The following is a 20,844-nucleotide window of genomic DNA, read 5'->3' as shown; positions in this document are numbered from 1 at the left end:
TCCCCGGCCCTGTCGGGGGTGAACGCCGGTTGCATGCCCATGCTGATCGAGTATCTGCCCATCCTGCTTGACGGCTTGCTGACGACATTGTCGGTGTCGCTGGTCTCACTGGCCATCGCCTCGCTGTTCGGTCTGGCCGGCGCCCTGGCCAAGCTGTCCACAGGCCGCGGCTTGCAGGCGGTGGCAGGGGCCTACACCACGCTGATCCGATCCATTCCCGATCTGGTGCTGATGCTGGCCCTGTTCTATGGCGGACAGGCCCTGGTCAATGATATCGGCCTGCGTCTGGGCTGGGATTATATCGATATCGATCCGTTCCTGGCCGGCAGCCTGACCCTGGGCTTCATCTATGGTGCCTATCTGACGGAAACCTTCCGCGGCGCCTTCATGGCCATCCCCAAGGGGCAGGCGGAGGCGGGCCTGGCCTATGGCATGAGCGGGGTACAGGTCCTCTGGCACATCACCCTGCCGCAGATGATCCGCCACGCCATCCCCGGCTTTGCAAATAACTGGCTGGTCATGGTCAAGGCCTCGGCCCTGGTGTCGATCATCGGCCTGGACGACATGGTCCACCGCGCCAGCCTGGCCACCGCCGCGACCGCCCAGCCCTTCACCTTCTATGCCGCCGTCGCCGTCCTCTATCTGGTTGTCACCACCGTCTCGATCCTGGCGCTGGGCCAACTTGAAAAGCGCGTGTCCCTCGGCGTTCGCAAGGCGGTGCTGTGATGATCGATCTTCAGATTATTCAGGACAATCTGCCCGCCTTTCTGGATGGTGCGCGCGTCACTATCCTGCTGCTGCTGGCCTCGGCCGTTGCCGGCCTGAGCCTGTCGCTGCCCCTTGCGGTGGCGCGGGTGTCGGCCAACCCGTTTCTGTCGCGGCCCGTCTTCCTGTTCACCTATGTGCTGCGCGGCACGCCGCTGCTGGTGCAGCTTTTCATGGTCTATTTCGGGCTGGCGCAGTTCGATATGGTCCGGGACAGCAGCCTGTGGCCGCTGCTGCGTGAACCCTGGTTCTGTGCCTGGATTGCCTTCACGCTGAACACCGCTGCCTATACGACCGAAATGCTGGCAGGTGCCCTGCGCGCCACGCCGGCAGGAGAGGTGGAGGCGGCGCGGAGCCTGGGCCTAACCGGCTTTGACATCTACACCCGCATCCTGATCCCGGGCGCCGTCCGCCGCGCCCTGCCGCAGTATGGCAATGAGCTGGTGATGCTGATGCACGCCACCTCCATCGCCAGCGCGGTGACCCTGGTGGAGATCACCCGCGTGGCCCGCGACGTCCATGCCAACAGCCTGCTGGCGGTGGAAGCGTTCGGGACGGCGGCCCTGTTCTACCTCGCCCTGACCCTGTGCATCACCGGCCTGTTCCGGCTGCTGGAGCGCCGCCTGCTGCGGCATCTGGCGCGCCCGGCCGGTGCCTCTTAAGGAGCGGCACCAACGTGCGATCTGAAACTCTGTCCCTGCCCGGCACGACGCAAGGCACCCACCGTACGGTGACGGTGCAGCGCTTCGGCACCCCCGGCGGGCGCCCCCGCATTCATATCCAGGCCAGCCTGCATGCCGATGAAATCCCGGCCATGCTGGTTGCCGACAAGCTGCGCCGCCACCTGACCCGGCTGGAGGCCGAGGGCAAGCTGGTGGGCGAGGTGGTGCTGGTCCCCATTGCCAACCCGATTGGCCTGTCGCAGGCGGTGCTGGGCGACATGCTGGGCCGGTTCGACCTTACCGACGGGCGCAATTTCAACCGCGATTTCCCCTGGCTGGTCCCTGCCGCCGCGGCGCGTGTGCAGGGCCGGTTGGGCGATGATCCCGCCGCCAATACCGCCCTGATCCGTGTGGCCCTGGCCGATGCCCTGTCGGAAATGCGCCCGCAATCGCCGGCCCAGCATCTGAAGGTGTTGCTGATGTCGCTGGCGGTCGGGGCCGACTGGGTTTTGGACCTGCATTGCGACCATGAGGCCGTGATGCATCTCTATACCCTGACGCCGCTGGCCGAAGCGGTGGCGCCGCTGGCCCGGCTGCTGGGGGCGCAGGCGCTGCTGACCGCGGATGAAAGCGGTGACCATCCGTTCGACGAGGCGGTCAGCCGGCCCTGGGCCGCCCTGCGGCAGCGCTTCCCGCAATATCCGATCCCGCTTTCCTGCCGGTCGGTGACGGTGGAACTGCGCGGTCAGGCAGATGTCGACCATGATCTGGCCGACCGCGATGCCCGCGCGCTGGTGGCGTTCATGACCCATGCCGGGGCCGTGACCGGGGCCATTCCCGACCTGCCGCCGGCCCTGTGTCAGCCCACCCCGCTGGAAGCGGTGGAACCGCTGACAGCACCGGCGGCGGGTGTCCTGGTCTATCGCCGGCCGTTGGGTGCGGCGGTAGAAGCAGGGGAGATCGTGGCTGACATCATCGATCCCGTCACCGGTCAGGCGGTGCCCGTCGCCAGCCAGGGCGGCGGCCTGCTGTTCGCTCGCATCGCCACCCGCATGGCCTTTCCCGGCAACCGCCTGGGCAAGCTGGCCGGCACCCGCCTGCGCCGTTCCGGCAACCTGTTGAGCCCGTGAGCCATCCCATGGAAATCAAGCTGCAAGCCGACAATATCGCCAAACGCTATGGCAGCATCGATGTGCTGCACGATGTCTCGCTTCAGGCGCGGGCCGGCGATGTCATCGCCCTGATCGGTGCGTCGGGTTCCGGGAAAAGCACCCTGTTGCGCTGCCTCAACCTGCTGGAACGGCCCCATGCCGGGTGCCTGACGGTGGCGGGGGAGCGTCTGGCCCTGACGCCCGACCGGACCGGAGAGCTGACCGCCGCCGACCCGGCCCAGCTGCGCCGCCTGCGCGCGCGCCTGTCCATGGTGTTCCAGCAGTTCAACCTGTGGGGCCACATGAACGTGCTGCGCAACGTCATCGAGGCACCGATCCGCGTGAACGGCCTGTCCAAGGCCGAAGCGGTCGAACGGGCCGAGCATTATCTGGCCCGTGTCGGTGTCCTGCACCGGCGCGATGCCTATCCGGCGCACCTGTCGGGGGGCGAGCAGCAGCGGGTGGCCATCGCCCGCGCGCTGGCCATGGAGCCCGATGTGATGCTGTTCGATGAACCGACCAGCGCGCTGGACCCCGAACTGGTGGGCGAGGTGCTGCGCGTCATGCGCGGCTTGGCCGAGGAGGGGCGGACCATGGTGGTCGTGACCCACGAAATGGCCTTCGCCCGCGATGTCGGCAGCCAGCTTGTCTTTCTGCACAAGGGCCGGATCGAGGAACAGGGAACCCCATCCGACCTGATGACCAACCCGCAGAGCGACCGCCTGCGCACCTTCCTGGCCAGCAGCCTGCACCGCGCCGGCCACGCCTGAACCCATTCGAAACGCCACCCAAACCATCGTGGGCACGAGACCCGGCAAACGGGCGGGCCCATCCAGACACTCGGGAGACTTCAGTTGAGGGACTTCACCATGAACACCAAGCATCTGCTGGCCACCACCACCGCGCTGGCCCTGCTGGCCGGCCCCGCCATCGCGCAGGATAGCGGCCTTCTGGAAGAGATTGTCGTGACGGGATCGCGCATCGCGCGCCCCGCCGAACAGAGCCCCGTCCCCGTCACGGCGCTGGGAGAGGCGGAACTGTCGGCGCGCGGCATCACCAGCATCTCCGATGCGTTGAGCCGCCTGCCAGCCCTGCAGAACACCCGGTCGTCCGACCAGCTGTCCTCGACCTCGCCCGTGCCGACGGCCAATCTGCGCGGTCTGGGGGCGGCCCGCACCCTGGTGCTGGTCAATGGCCGCCGCCATGTGGCCGGCATTGCCGGTGAGGCGTCGGTGGATATCTCCACCATCCCGTCGGCCCTGGTCGAACGGGTCGATGTGCTGACCGGCGGTGCCTCCGCCGTCTATGGTTCCGACGCTGTGACCGGTGTGGTGAACTTTGTCCTGAAGAAGGATTTCGAGGGCCAGGACATCACCGCCCAATATGGCCTGTCGGAAAAGGGTGATGCCGACCGCCGCTATGTCGCGGCCACCATCGGCCGCAATTTTGATGACGGCAAGGGCAACATCACCCTGTCGCTGTCGTCGGTGGATCAGAAGCCGTTGGAATTTGGTGACCGCAAATGGTCGCGCGGCAACGGCATCGCCGACGACACGGCCAACCCCGACCTGTTCCTTCAGGAAACAGACCTGACCCCTGCGCTGCGCGCTGCAGGCGTCACCGCCGGCACGCGCATCCTGTCCCTGTCCACTGCCAACCAGGCCATTGCCGGCCAGACGCTGATCGCCCGCGCCACGAACGCCAAGGCCCGCGCCTTCGGCACCAACCAGCGTTTCGGCCTGTCATCGATCTACGGCATCATCGGCTTTGACCCGCGTGGCACAGGCTTCCCTGTGTCCGGCACCAACAGCCGCGCGCCCAATATCGACCTGGACAATAACGGCACCCGCGACTGTGTTCAGAATTATCCGGGCCGCCGTGGCTATGGCTGTCTGGTCATCGATCCGGCCACGGGCAAGCTGCGTCCGTTCCAGGATGGTATCCTGGCCAATAACGACCAGTTCGGCGGCGACGGCACGCCCGACTATCTGGACCGCGCCACCCTGGTCGGCGACCTGTCGACCCAGACGGCCAATCTGAACGCCCGTTATGAGGTGAACCCCTATTTCAAGCCGTTCGTCGAGGGCAAGTACGTCCGCAATACCAGCCGTCAGGTCGAAAGCATCCGCACCTTCGATGACAGCATCCGCATCAAGCTGGACAACCCCTTTATCCCGCAGCAGCTGCGCGACATCGCCAATGCCCAGATCGCAGCGGAACCGGCCCTGGCCAACACGTATCAGTTCATCATCACCCGCGACCATGCCGACGTGGTTGACCCCGTGGTCCGCAATACCCGCGACACCTATCGCGGCGTGCTGGGCTTCGAAGGCGAGCTGGATAATGGCTGGTCGTACGAGGCGTCGTACAATTACGGCCGCACGGATGCCACCGACAAGCGCCCGACCCGTCTGAACGACCGGTTCTTCGCCGCCATCGACGCGGTGCGCGCCCCCAATGGCCAGATCGTCTGCCGCTCCGACCTGAACCCGACCTCCGTCCCCGCCGTGTCGGACTTCCCGGTCTTCAACTGGTCGGGCTACAACACGTTCAAGGCCGGCGACGGGTCGTGCAAGCCCTTGAACCTGTTCGGCTATGGGGCGCCGTCGGAAGCGGCACAGGATTTTGTCACCTATGACAATCCGGTGAAGTCCACCATCAAGCAGCAGGTCTGGAACGCCAGCATCACCGGCGATCTGGGCGAAACCCTGTCGCTGCCCGGCGGTCCCATCGGCTTTGCCGCCGGCCTGGAACACCGCAAGGAGGACAGCCGGTTTGAAGTCACCGAATGGGAACGCCTGAACTATACCGACCGTGGCGGCCGCCAGAATGTGGTTGGCGGCTTTGACGTTACCGAGGGCTTTGTCGAACTGAACGCCCCGCTGCTGGCCGACCTGCCGGGGGTGGAGCTGCTGTCGCTGGACGGTGCCTATCGTTATGGCGATTACAGCACGGTCGGTGGCGTGAACACCTGGAAGGTCGGTGGCGTCTATGCCCCGGTTAAGGATATCCGCGCTCGCGGCGGTTACTCCCGCACCATCCGTGCCCCTAATATCCAGGAACTGTTCGCGCCCCGCTCGTCCACCCTGTTCTCCGTCGTCGATCCCTGCGATGCCGGTCAGATCGGTACCGGCCCGAGTCCCGCCAACCGCCGCGCTAACTGCGCCGCGGACGGCATCCCCAATGGCTGGCTGGACACCCGTACCGCCCGTGTACCGGGCTTCACGGGCGGCAACCCGGATCTGGACCCGGAAACCTCCACCAGCTACACCGCCGGTGTGGTGCTGACGCCCAGCTTCCTGCCGCGCTTCTCCCTGGCCGTCGATTACTGGAACATCAAGATCGAGGATGCGATCAGCCAGGTGACGGGCCAGAACATTCTGAACGCCTGCTATGACGCGCCCAGCCGGGACAATCCCTTCTGCTCCCAGGTGGGCCGTAACCGCACCAGCACCTCGCCCACTTTCCTGGCTGTCAACTCGCTGAACCAGACGACCATCAACTTCGCCCGGTTCGAAGCCAGCGGTATTGACTTCGATCTGGTCTACCCCGTGGACCTGGAAGAGATCGGCTTAGGCGAGAATGGCAGCTTCACCCTTGGCCTGACCGGGACGTGGAACGAAAAGAACCGTACCTTCCAGACGCCCAGCAACGCCGCTGCCGCCAACAATGCCCTGGGCGAGCGTTTGTTCCCGGAATGGAACCTTAACCCGTCGGTATCGTGGAGCGATGATGTCTGGAGTGTTGCCTGGTACGGCTTCTACCAGTCGCGCCAGACCCTGACGGGCGTGGAAACGGAAACGGCCAGCACCTTTGTCCAGGCCTATGCGCCCGCCGCCTGGGTGCATGACGCGACCGTATCGTATCAGGTGACGGAAGAGGTGCGGGTGACCGCCGGCGTCAACAACCTGACCAACAAGGGCCAGTTCTATGGCGATATCGGCCGCCCAGCATCGGCCATCGGACGGTCCTACTATCTGCGCACCCGTCTGGTCTTCTGATCTGGCGGTTGAGCGCTGTTGCGGTCTTGCGGGAGGGGCACATTTCCCGCAAGACCGCCCTTGTTTTCACCCCCTGCCGGGATGTTCCCATGCGCCGCCTGTTCCTGTGTCTGCTCGCCTTTCTGCTCACGACCCTGCCGACCCTGGCGGAACCCGTGAAGGGATCGCTGCTGATCGCGGGTGGGGATTTCCGGATGGATAATCCGGGCTGGCCCCGGCTGGTGGAATTAGCGGGCGGCAAGGGCGCCACGATCCTGGTCCTGCCCACCGGCAGCGGGGATCCGGTGGGCAGCGGCGGTCGCATCGTGGACCATCTGCGCGGCCTGGGGGCCGACGCCTTGCTGCTGCCGCTGGCCGAAAAGGGCTTTGTGCGTAGCCCGGCGGATATCGTGACCGATCCCGTCTGGATCGACCGAGCCCGCCATGCCGGGGGCTTCTTCCTGGTGGGGGGTGACCAGTCGCGCTACACCGCCGTCCTGCTTGGCCCCGACGGGTCCGACACGCCGCTGCTGGCCGCCATCCGCGCGGCCCATGCCGGCGGGGCCGTCATTGCCGGATCGTCCGCGGGGGCCGCCATCATGTCCGCCACCATGATCAAGGATGCGCCGGAAACGCTGGACCTGCTGGCCACCGGTCCCGTCGCGGGCCGGACCCTGGGGCCGGGCCTGGGCTTCATCGGTCCCGACTGGTTCGTCGATCAGCATTTCCTGGCGCGCGGCCGCTTTGCCCGCACCCTGGTAGCCATGGATACCGCCGGCTATAAGCGTGGACTGGGTGTGGATGAAAACACCGCCCTCATCATCCGCGAACGCAAGATGGCGGAGGTGGTGGGCGCCAGCGGGGTGGTGGTGATCGATACGCGGCCCGCCCGCCGCTCCCCCGGCTGGCCCTTTGCACAGACGGGGATTGTCCTGTCCCTGCTGCGCGACGGCGACCGGCTGGACCTGGCCAGCGGTACCGTGACCCCCGGCCCCGCGCGCGCCGATGCCCCCATCCTGCCGGCCTACCCCGGTTTCGAACCCGATCCCGAATTGCCCGCGACCCTGGCCACGGGCGATATCCTGGCCCCCTGGCAATTCGGTCGGCTGATGGCGCAGGTCCTGGAAAGCCGGAAGGGAGAAGCCACGGGTCTGGCCTTTGATGCCGCCGACCCCGCCCGCCGCCCGGCCTTCCGCATGAGGCTGACCCGCCGCGCCGATAGCCGGGGCTGGGCCGGTGATGGCATTACGGTCCTGAACCTCACCATGGACATCACCCCCGTTCGCATGGCCGATCCCCTGTTCAGGCCCCTCCGCCCCTGACCTGATGATGCCCACGCTCTCCGGTCATGGGCTGGCCCCCGTGCCGCAACGCCCCATCTTCTTCGGGGATGGCTGTACGGGCAGGGGAGGGACAAAGTGCCGGATAAGTGCAGGACGGCCTTGGATGAAGGACAGCCTGTCGCCATCATCGGCGCTGGTGTCGCGGGTCTGACGGCGGCGCGTCTGTTATCGCCGCACCTGCCGACTGCCCTGTTCGAGGCCGCGTCGGTTGCCGGGGGGCGGCTGGCTACGCGGCGGATCGGTGATCATACCTTTGATCATGGCGCACAGTTCTTCAAGCCACGTCATCCCCGGTTCACGGCGGCGGTGCGGCAGTTGGAAGAACAGGGGCTTGCCACCCCCTGGCACGCGCGGTTCGTGGAAGTGCGGGATGGTGCCATCACCGCGCGCCGGCAATGGACAGACTCCCCCGGCCATTATGTCGGGACCGGCGGCATGGATAGCATCGCTGCCGCCTGGTCGGCGGGCCTTGATCTGCGCCTGGGGTGCCGCGTCACTGGTCTGCGGCGGGCCATGGGTAGCACCTGGCTGACCCTGAATGATGGCCCTGATCAGGGACCGTTCGGCCTTGTCATCCTGGCCCTGCCGGCGCCGGCGGCCCGGCATCTGCTGCCTGCCGACAGCGTTCTGCGCCCCCATGCCGGTGCGACAATGATGAAATCCTGTTACGCCCTGATGGTGGGTCTGGACAATCCTGTCGATCCGGGGTTTGACGCTGCCCTGGTGAAGGATGCGCCGATCAGCTGGGTTTCCGTCACCGGGTCAAGGCCGGGACATCAGGGACCGCCCGGCATTGTCGCCCTGTCGGCCAATGCCTGGGCCGATGTCCAGCAGGACCGGCCCCCTGCGGATATCCAAGACGCGCTGTTACAGGCGCTGTCCGATCTATGGAGGCATCCGCTGCGGCCCCGCTTTGCCGCCCTCCACCACTGGCCGCATGCCAACAGCGATCCCGTACGCCAGGATCAACCGCTGATCGACACCAGAAACCGCATCGTGCTGTGCGGTGATTGGATCCGTCAGGGCCGTATGGAAGCAGCCTTCCTGTCCGGCGCACAGGTCGCGGATGCCGTGCTGGCTATGTCCGGGGGTATGCAAACGCTCATGGCAGCGGCAGGGTCAACGCCCGCATGAAGCCACCGAAACATTTAATGTCGTGTGGAGAAAATGGCGCGCCCGAAAGGATTCGAACCTCTGACCCCCAGATTCGTAGTTCGTGTAAGTGCCGGGTGGTTTCGGGGGCGCTTGGCCTCGCATGACGACTATCGGAGACATTGGCTCTTTTCCTGCCAGATTGACGACAGACATTCAGCCGCGGATGCCCGCTACTCCCCCGTGGGACTGGCGGGGGGGCACGACGTATGACGGGTGGCACCCCCCTGGAACAGGGCCAGTAGGGCAGCATCCGTCGTGCCCATGTGCCGATGATGGATGACCGAAGTAGATGGAGCATTGCCCAACTGACCATCACCAGCCATTGGCCCGCGGCGAGCAGGGCGACGAACCGCTGGGGCACCCCAACTCAGAATTGGCTACATCCAACGCCTCAATGGGGGATCGGTGCCGTCCGCTTCGCGGGCGCCTTTCCGTCTCTCAGACCCTCTGATTAACGTCCCATCAGCGGACATTCCGCAATAAGTTTTTGTCGGGCGAGCCGTCCGACAAATAATTTTCGCAAGAGGCAGCACGCATCGGAGGGGCACAACTCCTTAGAGGGCAATTATTTTCTAGTTCTTCATCCCCGTCACTGTGGTTGCCCACCAGCGACTTCTGACGTCGGGTCCACAAAGCCTGATGTTCAGGCTTCATTCCCTGGTTGACTGTATTGCCCAGCCCCAGTCGCATTACCTCCTTGCCTGGCGATCGCCTAGCCCGGCTCGTTGTAAGCCGAAACTCTGAAGACCAAATAGTTATACTCGAGTGTCGACCTGTCATGCTTTCGGACAAGCTGTTGGGCATCTGCATTCCAGACCACATCTTCCCATGACCATTTTGAATCATCGCCTTGTATAACGACGAATGACCCATACCGTAGCTTGGCGGACGTCGTGCTTTTTTCGAAATCAAGGCCCATCTTGAAGCAGTATACTGGCTCGTTACGGCTACGGGACAAGACCGAGGTGACTAGGCTTCCGGCCAAGCCCACAAACGGCTTCAGCGCCGGTTGAGCGGTGGTGAGCAGCGACAGGCCGTCACGAAAGGGGCCACTGCCCAGCGCCGTAAGCAGCACCTCATCCTTGTCGCTGCGGACGTTTATGGTCCTGCCCTCAAACGAAATGCCATTCTGGCCAACCGACACGCCTAGGAAGATAGGCGAGCCGCTCACCGAAGCGCTCGATCCATCCTTCGCTTCGGTGGTTAGTGCGAAGCGGAGCTCTTCGGCCTCGCCGCGGATCTGGTTCTTCCCAGTGAACTCACAGAGTATTGTGTGCTTTCCCATTCCTGGATAGCGGTGAACCCAAAACCGGTCCAACGTGATCTTGACCCGTGTGTTCTTGAGAGTGTTGTCGGGCTCGAGCGTCATAGCATTCATAATCGAAATGTTCGTACCCTTGGCGTCGGGAGCGATAAATCCGATTAGAAGCCCGGTGTATCCCCAGACGTCCTGACCCCAGAAGCTGCCCATGCCTTGCCCGCTGCCGCCTTTCGCGACCATGCGGTCTGCTGCCTCGTCGTCTCCAATCTCGCGCAAGTATTCGGCAATGGTCCCGGTTGACTTACTTCCCAGTAGATCTCTTTTATGAAAGCTCATGATCTCGTCCTCAAACGTATTGGCGTACGCGGCCGGGCTGCACGCTGCTTAAGCCGGACTCTGGCCTCCACGTCCGCGAAAAGGTCGTCTCGCACCGGCTGTGCCAGTTCTAAAGTGATCGCCAGCGCGTACGGCACCTTCGCCGCGGCGAAGAGGGGCAGGTCGGCGCGCGCCTGAACGCCAACGAAGAATGCGCCTTCCTCCAAAGACCGGATTAGCTTTTTTCCCTCCAAGACGAGGTGTTGAAGGGTGCCTCGCCGACCGGCAAACGGGTGGGGTTGGAGTGTGGAACCAACCCCATCCCAGAAGTCGCGCTTACCATTCCTATCTACTATTTCGGCAAGCACACCGCGGTAACGTCTTGAACCTGGGTCCGTTGGCGTTGACCAAGCCAAGGTCATAGTAACCCGCCGCAACTCACGGTTACCGACCATAGCCCGTGGAATCGGTATCTTGTACTCGTGCAGCAGATCAGGTGTGATGATATCATCGGCAAGGAGCGTAATCCGGCTTCCGTCTCCACGCATGATGCGGCTGTGGTCAGGCCGCCCGTATCCTAGGAAGCGGGAGATCGCCTCGCGCTTACGCTGCCAATTACCGTTGTACAGATTGTTTAACAGTTTTCCGACACTACCCCAGCTGCAGCTATGTACTAGTAGCGCCTTTAGCACCACTGCACGCGTGGGAAGTCTCACCCAGTCCTGCCCATCCTGGCTGAAGAGTTCCTCAACGACATCGGCGACCTTTAATGCTGCTCGGGTGACAAGCGCCGCCGCGTTACTCGTGCCGGTAGAGCGCCCAGTCTTTGTGTTGGTACCGCCATTGGTGTCAGGGATGGCAGTGAGCTGTCCAGCATCGCCATGCTCTCGCGCCCAAACAGAGACGGTGCCTTCGGCGGTTTCGGACATCGCCATCTGCCGTCCGCCCGCCTCCACTAGATCCGGTTTAATCGCACGGTTGAAGCCCAGACCTACACCCGAGGTGAGGTTAGTCACACCGATGGGAACGAATGGATCGACGTGGCCTGCGGGGCATCCCGTCGAACTATCTTCGTGGATCGCACCGACCGTGACGGAGTTGATGGACTCGGCCGGGCTCAGGATAAGCCTTGTGCCCTTTGCCCTTTCGATCGCCCGAAGCAGGACAAGTTGCCGCTCGATGGCGTCGGCATTCTCAAAGTCATCACAGTCGACGTAGGTGTCAATCTCGAACGGGCTGTTGGAATTGCCAGCACTAACCACAAACAGCAGCTTATGCTCATGGCTCAGGTAGTCGAGCAACTTAGCCCATGGACTCGCGCGTCGGGCGAAAGGGGCCTCCTGATCGCATACTGAGTGGTTTATGATCACGACTTCGTTGCCGAGCGGTGGTCCGCCGTCAAGGCCTTCCATGAGCGCGGTTACCGCCCGATAGACCATTGCAACAGGAAGGCGCTCAAGTGGTGTGCATTCCTGATGCAGGCCCTGTGGCGCAGCTAGGATCGGCACTATTTTAAGGATTCGATCAGTTGGCGGCTCCCCGTGACCAAGGTCGCCATGTAAAATCAACGACGCCATGGCGGTGCCGTGGAATCGGCGCGCAACGGGCGACATCTCGCCAGTCACGTCGACCTCTTCGATGTCCACCCTGTTAGCGAGCAGATGGTGATTTTGGATAGGATAGCCGTCGAGCAAAGCCACGATCGCCCGACGATTGTCCGGCTCATCCGGCGGATCCCGTTCGTCCAACGTCGTTGGGATCGGCTGCCGCTCGCCCGAAAGATAGAGTGATTGAGGCTTAACCCGCATAACCCGGTCCGCATCTGCTAAGGGACCACGATACTGGCGCAGCATTCGCGCTTGATATCCAGGCAGTTCGACTAGGGCTGCTTGGTAGCAGATCGGCGGAATGGTTGCGAAATCGAGCACTCTGCCGCTAACCGACTCCATTAGTGCATCGACATAATCCCGTGCGCGGGCCCGGAGTTCTTCGTCCTCGCGGAACCAGAGATCAAGCTCAAGGCGGACGGGGCGCTCGGGATAGCGCTCGAGCATGCGCTCGACATAAGCTTCTACGGCTGGATCGACGCGATCTTGCGCAGACCAGGTGCGCACGTTGTTAAGGTAGCCGAAAAGTGCCCACCACTCGCGACCATCCGACGGCTTCGGTTCGTTACGAATAAATCTATTCCATAATGCCAGCACCCGCTGCAACCCTGCGATGGACGGCATTGTTACATAGAGAAGTGTCTCGCTAGTCGACTCCTCCTCAATATATTCAGAGTCGTTGTCGTCCTCAGCCGAAGGACTGTCGTACTCCTCGGCCAGCCACTCGAGACCCACATTTCGCGCAGCCTGAACAAAATTAGCGACTGGACCTATGACCTCGAAGACCAGCGCCCGGTCCGGGCTTGCCTCAGCGGGTCTTGCGGAGAGGTCCGCACCGCCAAGTAGGTCGGCGACACTCTTCTCCAACCGCTGAAAGGTGTTACCGAGCTTCGTCGCCTGCTCCTGCGAGGAGATCGCCCTCGGCATGTGAGCCTTGCGGCCCGGAATCCTTTTTAGTCCGTCTGGCTCGCGGCTTATCCTTAGGATTGGTCCCTGTGCCAATTATATGCACCCCACCAACTGCCCGGCGGCGCTCCCATTTGGCCACCGCATCCCTGAAGGCATCCGCAGATGCCAGCCGTCCATTTGATAAAACAACTTTCCGGCGCGCGTCTAGAGTGACGGCTTCGATTTCAGAGAAAGTTTCTCCTTCAAACAACTTTACAAACTCTCGGACAGTCATGCCGACGCTTCCGAACGACCGTTCCGTTCGCATGTACCAGTCGCGAAGCTCGGCCTCGCCCGGCGCCGGGAGCGTAAGGCGGACCTCAAACCGTCGCCAGACCGCACGGTCGAGCAGCTCAGGATGATTAGTGGCGCAGACGATGATACAATGACTGGGCAGCGCGTCCATGTGGAGCAGCAATGAGCTCACTACTCGTTTGATTTCTCCCGTCTCTTGGGCGTCCGAGCGTTCCTTACCGACGCTCTCGAACTCATCGAAGAATAGGACGCACGGTGTCCGGGCCGCGTAATCGACGACCTCCTGCAGGCGTGATGCCGTCTCGCCCAGGTAACTTCCGACCAGTCCTTCGTACCTGACAGTCAAGAACGGCAAGCCCAATTCCGTTGCGATTGCCGCCGCGAGACTCGTTTTACCGGTGCCCGGCGGGCCGACCAAGAGCACGGTATGCCTTGGTTCCAGAGAGTGGGAGCGCAGTAAGGCCGCTTGGCCGACCTCGGAGATGAATTCGCGGACCTCTTCGCCGATATTCTTGCCCAGCACCAGTTCGTCCAGGCGTCGTCGAGGATTAGTCTCGCGGAGGAGAAACTGGAGGCTATCTGGGAGCATCGGCGAGCCACCTCCGGCGAAGTTCGACCCACGCCGGGTGGCAGTTGGCGGTCCGGCGAGTCGAGATGCATGCCCATGCTTCTGCTGGTAATGGGCCTCTTGGATGAGTGCCGCCATCGTCTCGCGTAGCGCCTTTGGATCCTCGGACTCACTGGCCGTATGGAGTCGGCGCAAGGACTGTTGCTTGCTCATCTCAGCTCCTCGCCGGTGCCTGGAACGAAACGGATAACTCGACGGCGCCGTTGCACCGACAGACGCTCCCTGATGTAGAAATTTGGATCATCACCTCTGACCATGCAAGGGCGTAGACCTTTGCTGAATGCGGGGCAACGACTTTTCTCATTTCCTTGTACCCCGACCGGTGAATGGGGGTAACCACAGGCGTGGCACTTTCCTGTAAGCGTAACATACCCGGTAATGAGCATTGGGATAGGCGGTCACCCATTCGGTAACGGCCGGAATGCGATTATCAATATGGATGACAGGCAGAACGGCAGCTAACGAAGTTCTCGATCCAAAGGCGGACTAGAGGCTAGCCGCCCCAACGCAGTCAATTGTCTTTGGTTAAATTGATCAAAAAAGCAGGAGGCGAGTTGCCCCCTGTTTTTCTTCTTGCCCTCCTTGAACCGGTTCAAAGCATCAGCGGTGTGGCGATTCGATAGTTGTATTGCCTGTCAAAATTCGCTCCGTTCATCGAGAAGAACCGGATTGCCTCTGCCACCCCGGCCAACGCCCCCAGTGCTGGATGGACAGCCAGGGCAAGCACATAGACCAGCCCGATCCCCCATGAGCCCAGATAGAAGCGATGGGCACCGACCCCACCCAAGAACAGAGCCAGCAAGGCAGCCTCCGTCTTGCCGAGGTGACGGTGGATGGGTGGTGTAGCCAGCACGTCCCCCAACTGTGCATCACCGCTTACCGGTCCCGACGCGACTAGCGCGACATACCGTTGAAACACCTCCACCGCCTTGCGGCGGCCCGCGCCGGTGGTGTCGAAGGCATCCTTGAAGCGGCCCTTGACGATGACCTCTACTTGACCGTCATCCAGCGCCCTGAACCGGGCCGTGACCCGCAGGCCGAACATGTTGATCCCGTACCGCCAGGACGCTTCCAGTGTCCCGCTGGCGGGGTCGGTGACCTTGATCCTTCCGCCAACTTCCTGCATCGCCTTGGTCATGGTGGCGAAGGCGTCGCCAAAGGGGATGCGGGTGATATTCACACATGAGTCTTCATTCGCCGACATGGCGTTGTCCTTTCCATCGATTTCAGGGATGGCGCTGAGCGCCGGTTACCTTCCATTGGAAGGCGGGTAGTGTGAGGAGCTGGAGAGTAGGGGTTCCTGATGGTTCAGGCGATTTTACACCCTCAGCTTACCACATGAAAAGGCGTACAGTACGTCTTATTTGGCGTTTATGTGCACGGCTGCGTCTACGCCTCCTGCCCCCTCGATCAGTCCCCACGACGTTGCGGCGTGGTTGGCGGACTCGATCAGGCGCTGGGGCGCATGGTGGGCGTACCGCGCCGTCATCCGCACGTCGCTGTGTCCCAGCAACGTGCCGATCTCGTTCAACGGTACGCCCCTGTTCGCCAGCACGCTGGCAAAGCTATGGCGCAGATCATGAACACGCAGGTCATCGGGCAGGTTGGCAAGCTGCTTGGCCCGCCGCCATGCTGACTTGACCGAGTTTAGGGGGCGTCCCGGCACCCCGCCGGGGAAGATGTAGGGGTGGCCGTCGTTCCTGATCCGGGCCTGGTGCGCGATGATCTGCATGGCCGGGTCGGACAGGAAGATGCGGCGGGGCTTGCCGCTCTTCGACACCGGGACGGTGAGGATGCGGCGGCTTATATCCAGTTCGTCCCACCGGGCCTTCAGGATTTCGTTACGCCGCGCCCCCGTGACGGCCAACATGGCGATGGCCGCAGTGGTGGAACGGGTGCCCATCTCCTTCAGAGCCTTGAACAGGGTATGCGCCTGCTCGTCGGTAAGGTACATGTCCCGCGACCGTTCCATCAGCATGCCCGGCGACGAGGCCGGGTTGTCGCACGTCACCACCTTCCAGCGGATGGCGAGGTTGATCATGCTGCGGATCGCGGCCAGGTGGCGGTTGACGGTGCCGTTGGCCAGCCCCTTCTCCCGCAGCCTGGTCTTCAACGCCTGGACATCGGCCGGGGTGACCTCGTCCAGGGGCTTGGTCCCGACCTGCTCCTCGATCCGTCGGCAGTAGACTCCCATGTTGTCGGTCCCCCGCTGCCGTTCGCGGATATAGGGCAAGAACTGCTCATGGATGAAGCGGCTGACGGTTGGGATGGCACGGAGCTTGTCCAACTCTCCGGCCGGGTCCTGCCCCGCAGCGGCCTGTGCCCGCAGTTCCGTGGCCCGCCGCTTAGCCTGGGTCAGGGTGACGTCCGACAGCCGACCGATCTTCATGTCACGGGTGCGCCGCCTGTGGTCGGTGACGCGGACATAGAAGGTCCCGCCGGATGCCTGAATCTCCAGTATCAGACCCGGCTGGCTGGTGTCGAAGATGCGGACATACCGTTTGCCGTCGGGGACCGTCGGCAGGTTGCGCAACAGGGTTGGGGTGATGGCGGCCTTCATGGCGCCAGCCTCCTTTCAAAGGGGGTTAATGGGGGGTCAGGACGGGTCCGCCGGCCGCCGATGCGCCGACATGTGGATGTCGAAGTCATCCGCATTGGCACGATGGTTAGCCGCTTGGCGGGATGCCAGATACTGAAGGCTGCCTTGGACAGCGGCAGAGACGCAGAGAAACAGGATTTGCCCCACCGGCCCGACGGGCAGGCGGGGGGCGAGCAGCTTCAAGCGCAGCATGTGGCGCTCCTTTCGTGGTTCGTGTTGAGTGGATCAGGGGCGACCGGTCAGCACGGCCACCCGCCGTCGTTCCGTGTCCAGGGCGCGGGAGACGGCAAGGCGTATCGACAGGAGGGTCCGATCGGCCGGCGGTGTCCGTGTCAGGTCCATGTAGAACTGGAGCAGAACCATCAGCAGTTGCTCCGGGCTAACACCTTCACCCCGACTGACGGCGTCGGGGCAGAGGGGCAGGCGCATGTCACCGACATGGGCCTCGGTCCATAGGTAATCGGCACCGGCGGCACCCGACCGGAAATCCACTGGTCTGGGCTTGGGCTGGCGCTGGGCTTCCAGGCGGTGAGCCCGTTCCACCAGCGTCTGCACCCGGTCGGCGAGAGGGGCCGGGCGTCGGGCATATTCCGCCCTGGCCCGCTCTTCCAGGACGGCCAGCAGCTCGGCGGGAGCCCATCCGTCGGGAGTGTCATCGTGCCGGCAGCGCAGCAGGATGCCGTGGGCATCGCCCAGCGTGTCCAGGCAGGCCCCGTTCCAGGGTATGGGGAAGTCCCCCGGCCGGTCGGTGTTGGTGAAGAGGACGAAGCGGCCGTCGGAACTGCGCTTTTCCAGGACGATGGCGTCGGCGGGAATGTCAATCATGTCCGGCCCCTTCACGGCGTGAAGATTTGCCAGGCGTCTTCCGATGCCACCGACACGGCGACGCCCTCCCGCACGGGGTAGGCGTGCAACTCCTCCTCGGCGGGGTCATCGTTGATGGCCAGCAGGTCGGGCAGGCTGGTCACCGTGATGCCGACACTGCGCAGGTAGGCGATGATGTGCAGCGGGTCGTCTTCCTGCGTCAGGGCACGCCTGAGGCTGACGGTTTCCGGCACCGGGGCCGGGTGGTGCCCGCCGTACAGACGGCGTGCGAGGTCGCAGAAGGCTTCCTTGGGTTCTTCCATTGCCAGGGCTCCGAAAACGGAAAGGCCCCGTTCCAGCGCTGGAACGGGGCCTTTGTTGAGGGACATGGACAGCGCCGGACGGCGTGTCAGGGCAATGAAATGCTGATGAGAACCCAGGCAGTGACGGCTCACGCCTCCTCGCGCAGGCTGGTCAGGTAGGTCAGCCCGTAGACCGTGATGAAGGCGCCAAACGCCCACCGTGACCCTTCCAGGACCAGCAGGTAGTAGTAGGCCCCGATGCCGAGGGCGACCGTCACCAGAAAGCGCACGAAGCCGCTGGTTTCGTCCTTCAGCAGCGCGTGCCCCATTGCGCAGGCGATGAGGGCGTTAATGCCCAGCCAGACATAGGACAGCAACACTCCGATTGAACCCCAGCCCGGCACCTGGATCAGGGCGAACCCGGTCATGCGGCTTGGAAAGAAGTCGGCGACCAGGTGGCAACTCATACCCAGGAACAGCGGCCCGGCGGCCGCACGCACACCGGGCACCATGGCCAACACCATGGGCAGGAAGATCGAGTGGGTGACGGCGCTGCGATGATTCAGGAAGGGGATGATCTGGTCCACGTCGGCGATCTTCACCCCCAGGACGCCGATTGCCGTCATGAGAAACAGGTCGCCGATACTGCGGAATAGGCCCTGCCGAGCCATGGCATGGATGATGACGATGGCCATAATCAGGACCACCACGATCAGAACGGTGCGTAACATGAAGCCTCCCCAGGCCTTAAGCCGACTCGGGCTGGGTGTCAGCCCGAACGGGGAGGAAATATCATCCAAAATGGCGCTTTGTTATCCAAAAAAGACGTATTTAACGCCTTATAAGGCGTGCAAAAATCACGCACTTGCACGCTCCGGGAGGCTTTTGTCCCCTCGGTGGCATGATCACCATCAAGCAGATACGCGCCGCACGGGCGCTTTTGGGTTGGGAGCAGCAGGAACTCGCCGACCAGGCCGGCGTTTCGCTGACCTCGCTCAGCCGCGTCGAGCGGAACGCTCAGCATGACGCTCGCATATCGACGTTGGAAAAGATCAGAAAGGCCCTGGTCGCCGCCGGCATCGAATTCATCAATAAAAGCGACGGCGCGACCGGCGTGTTGATCCGGCCAAGCACCGAAGCTCCAGGCGAAACCAAACCGCCCCATCCCTGACACAGGGCTGAGTGATGACAAAATCCCCCAACGCTCTCGCGTTGGGGGATTTCCATTCATTCCTGCGCGACTTTCGAGGGATCATCTACCGCAGTCCTGGTGTTGCCAGATTTTTCGATGTCCGTGGAAATTCCAATGGACAAGACACGCGTGTCGATGGCAAAAAGGCTTCCCCTGACGTTCCATGAACGGCAGGGGACACGAGAGCCCCCCATGGGGGCAACCCAGACCTTTGGTCTGGCGATCTACGGGAGCTGCTTAGGCAGCGACAGGAGAGAAATCTCCTGGGCACTGACAGCCAACTTCTATCTTGGCTGGTTGGACTGGTCGACATGTGAGTCCTGCCAAACGGAGTTTGGCGTCAACAAGGGCAAACCGAGACTGGTCTGACAACACTAGCCGGAGTTAAGGGCTGGTGAACTTGTCGGTATGTGAACCCTGCCAGTAACAAGACTGGCGAAAAAGGGGTTCACCAAGGCGTCGTTCACTGCACCGATAACGCTCCAGTTAGTGAGACTGGTCAAAGGACGCACTCTGCCAAGATGATATTGGCAGAAATACCTTTCTTTGGCTGTGTCTATTCAGATATGCCCAGGACCTACTCTCTCTTGTGACAAGGCTAATTCTTACTGCTAGTCACCCGACAGAGATGAGATCGTCATGACCAAGTCTTGCATCCCCGCGAATACTGACCTGATCGTGAAGCGACATCGCTTCTGCGCTCCACTTGTCCGACCTAGAACGCAAAAGTTCTAAGGCCCGACTATCAGTAATTTCTCATGCCGATGAATGAATAGATCAAGCGTTTTACGCGCGAGATCCGCATCTCCGCATGAAAATACTCCCCCCATAAAGTTCTGATCTGACAGCAGATTTGCATCTGCGCAGATCGGGCGCCGCGTCATCAGCTGGTCATCGGACAGCTGAAGCCATCCCTATGCTCAACTAAAAGGGAAACACCTCATGACGTACAATGCCGAAAAATTGTCCAAAACTCGTGGCCCCCGCCTGAGATTGGGCACCCCCCGCTCCAACAACGAGGCGCTTAGCGAAGCCCCTCGCTTGTTCGAAGGCCGCTTCGGCAATCGTATCTTTGCGGGGTCCGAGGAGGACAAAGCGATCCAGGCGATGGAGCAGTTGGCCAAGTCCAAGAACAACCCCAACGTCAAGCCCGACCATTCACCCGGAAGCGGGGTCGAAGTTCTGAAAAGAACTCCCTTGGTCGATCGACCTTATCCAACCGGCCTCGTCAATGGTGTGCCTCAGGCCACGTACGATGGCGTTTCCCCTGTGGGGCGACGCTCCTTCCCGAAAAACCTCCCAAGCACGACCGCTCCGGCAATGCTGTGGTCTGTGGAATTGAATGGTAAGTCAACCGGCGTCAGAAGGACCCCGCAGCATCAAGCGCTTGCTCAAACGCACACTGAAGCCGCGCGTTCCTTACTTCGCGGGCCTACCAAGTACGGGCCGTCAATGGATAGGAAAGACTGGTACAAACTGTACAAGGCTAAGCTGTGCGACTTGGCAGCGCGGGGCTGGCCGGTGTGGCTGGTCCGCTGCGTTGCCGAGAAGTGGGCGCATCACAGTTTTCCGCACGGGTTGCCGGAAAGTGACGCCGACACAGTCGTATCGCAGGCGTTTGAAATCGTTGGCATTGTTGATCATCACAGGACTACCGACCGGCACAGCGTTGATTTGGCTCTGAGCCGGGCCGAGCGGCTGACGTCGTTGGAACATTTTGTCCGGGTGGCTTTGGAGGTGAAGTGCCGACCGTGGATGATCCGTCCCATGATCCATGCCGAAGCGAAGTTCCGCTTCGGCGACGACATCCCGCGTGAAGACGTCAACGGCACGCTCGACAAGGCACTGAACAGGCCCACTTGACGTTAGCACACCAC

18 protein-coding genes are annotated in these 20,844 nt (G+C 62.5%); 9 read left to right on the top strand and 9 right to left on the bottom strand.

What is annotated here, in order from left to right:
• Nucleotides 1-33: 33 nt before the first annotated feature.
• From ACT6Q8_RS12185 to ACT6Q8_RS12155, 7 genes are all read left to right on the top strand, one after another.
• Nucleotides 34-726 (top strand): ABC transporter permease, encoded by a 693-nt coding sequence (locus tag ACT6Q8_RS12185; RefSeq protein ID WP_444732841.1) that lies wholly within the window; start codon nt 34-36, stop codon nt 724-726.
• The gene (locus tag ACT6Q8_RS12180) at nt 726-1,427 is read left to right on the top strand and encodes an ABC transporter permease (protein ID WP_444732842.1); all 702 of its coding nucleotides are present in this window, start codon (nt 726-728) and stop codon (nt 1,425-1,427) included. The genes ACT6Q8_RS12185 and ACT6Q8_RS12180 overlap by 1 nt, the downstream gene beginning before the upstream one ends.
• A 14-nt stretch (nt 1,428-1,441) precedes the next feature.
• Nucleotides 1,442-2,557, top strand: coding sequence for a succinylglutamate desuccinylase/aspartoacylase family protein (locus ACT6Q8_RS12175; RefSeq protein ID WP_054166865.1), 1,116 nt, complete (start codon nt 1,442-1,444; stop codon nt 2,555-2,557).
• A gap of 8 nt (nt 2,558-2,565) precedes the next feature.
• On the top strand, nt 2,566-3,348 hold the full coding sequence (locus ACT6Q8_RS12170; protein ID WP_054166864.1) for an ABC transporter ATP-binding protein: 783 nt from the start codon (nt 2,566-2,568) through the stop codon (nt 3,346-3,348).
• A 99-nt stretch (nt 3,349-3,447) separates the two neighbouring features.
• Nucleotides 3,448-6,579 carry a TonB-dependent receptor domain-containing protein gene (locus tag ACT6Q8_RS12165; RefSeq protein WP_444732843.1) on the top strand — a complete coding sequence of 1,044 codons (3,132 nt, stop codon included), beginning with the start codon at nt 3,448-3,450 and terminating at the stop codon, nt 6,577-6,579.
• 89 nt (nt 6,580-6,668) lie between these two features.
• Nucleotides 6,669-7,880 (top strand): cyanophycinase, encoded by a 1,212-nt coding sequence (locus tag ACT6Q8_RS12160; RefSeq protein ID WP_444732844.1) that lies wholly within the window; start codon nt 6,669-6,671, stop codon nt 7,878-7,880.
• A 96-nt stretch (nt 7,881-7,976) separates the two neighbouring features.
• Entirely contained in the window at nt 7,977-9,035 is a 1,059-nt protein-coding gene (locus ACT6Q8_RS12155) for an NAD(P)/FAD-dependent oxidoreductase (RefSeq protein WP_444732845.1), read from the top strand.
• A gap of 733 nt (nt 9,036-9,768) precedes the next feature.
• Here the strand turns inward: ACT6Q8_RS12155 and ACT6Q8_RS12150 are convergent.
• From ACT6Q8_RS12150 to ACT6Q8_RS12110, 9 genes are all read right to left on the bottom strand, one after another.
• On the bottom strand, nt 9,769-10,653 hold the full coding sequence (locus ACT6Q8_RS12150; protein ID WP_444732846.1) for a hypothetical protein: 885 nt from the start codon (nt 10,651-10,653) through the stop codon (nt 9,769-9,771).
• Nucleotides 10,650-13,166, bottom strand: a complete 2,517-nt coding sequence (locus tag ACT6Q8_RS12145) for a S8 family peptidase (RefSeq protein ID WP_444732847.1) — start codon at nt 13,164-13,166, stop codon at nt 10,650-10,652. The genes ACT6Q8_RS12150 and ACT6Q8_RS12145 overlap by 4 nt, the downstream gene beginning before the upstream one ends.
• The gene (locus ACT6Q8_RS12140) at nt 13,120-14,223 is read right to left on the bottom strand and encodes an AAA family ATPase (protein WP_444732848.1); all 1,104 of its coding nucleotides are present in this window, start codon (nt 14,221-14,223) and stop codon (nt 13,120-13,122) included. Before ACT6Q8_RS12140 ends, ACT6Q8_RS12145 begins: the two co-directional genes overlap by 47 nt.
• Before the next feature lie 439 nt (nt 14,224-14,662).
• Entirely contained in the window at nt 14,663-15,274 is a 612-nt protein-coding gene (locus ACT6Q8_RS12135) for a TM2 domain-containing protein (protein WP_444739385.1), read from the bottom strand.
• 156 nt (nt 15,275-15,430) lie between these two features.
• Nucleotides 15,431-16,630: a tyrosine-type recombinase/integrase gene (locus ACT6Q8_RS12130; protein ID WP_444732850.1), complete on the bottom strand. Its 1,200-nt coding sequence runs from the start codon at nt 16,628-16,630 to the stop codon at nt 15,431-15,433.
• 36 nt (nt 16,631-16,666) lie between these two features.
• Nucleotides 16,667-16,861: a hypothetical protein gene (locus tag ACT6Q8_RS12125; protein ID WP_444732851.1), complete on the bottom strand. Its 195-nt coding sequence runs from the start codon at nt 16,859-16,861 to the stop codon at nt 16,667-16,669.
• A gap of 33 nt (nt 16,862-16,894) precedes the next feature.
• Nucleotides 16,895-17,494, bottom strand: coding sequence for a hypothetical protein (locus tag ACT6Q8_RS12120; RefSeq protein WP_444732852.1), 600 nt, complete (start codon nt 17,492-17,494; stop codon nt 16,895-16,897).
• Between the two features lie 11 nt (nt 17,495-17,505).
• The gene (locus ACT6Q8_RS12115) at nt 17,506-17,796 is read right to left on the bottom strand and encodes a hypothetical protein (RefSeq protein WP_444732853.1); all 291 of its coding nucleotides are present in this window, start codon (nt 17,794-17,796) and stop codon (nt 17,506-17,508) included.
• 128 nt (nt 17,797-17,924) lie between these two features.
• The gene (locus tag ACT6Q8_RS12110) at nt 17,925-18,506 is read right to left on the bottom strand and encodes a hypothetical protein (RefSeq protein WP_444732854.1); all 582 of its coding nucleotides are present in this window, start codon (nt 18,504-18,506) and stop codon (nt 17,925-17,927) included.
• A gap of 170 nt (nt 18,507-18,676) precedes the next feature.
• Between ACT6Q8_RS12110 and ACT6Q8_RS12105 the strand changes: the two genes are divergently transcribed.
• Both ACT6Q8_RS12105 and ACT6Q8_RS12100 read left to right on the top strand, forming a co-directional pair.
• Nucleotides 18,677-18,946 (top strand): helix-turn-helix domain-containing protein, encoded by a 270-nt coding sequence (locus tag ACT6Q8_RS12105; protein WP_444732855.1) that lies wholly within the window; start codon nt 18,677-18,679, stop codon nt 18,944-18,946.
• Between the two features lie 963 nt (nt 18,947-19,909).
• Nucleotides 19,910-20,830 carry a hypothetical protein gene (locus tag ACT6Q8_RS12100; RefSeq protein ID WP_444732856.1) on the top strand — a complete coding sequence of 307 codons (921 nt, stop codon included), beginning with the start codon at nt 19,910-19,912 and terminating at the stop codon, nt 20,828-20,830.
• The last annotated feature ends 14 nt before the right edge of the window (nt 20,831-20,844 follow it).

This window comes from Niveispirillum sp., assembly GCF_052437035.1.
In the GTDB taxonomy this organism is placed as follows: Bacteria; Pseudomonadota; Alphaproteobacteria; order Azospirillales; family Azospirillaceae; genus Niveispirillum.
The sequence above is the reverse complement of the archived record's forward strand: the minus strand, read 5'-3'. Positions and strand labels throughout refer to the sequence as shown.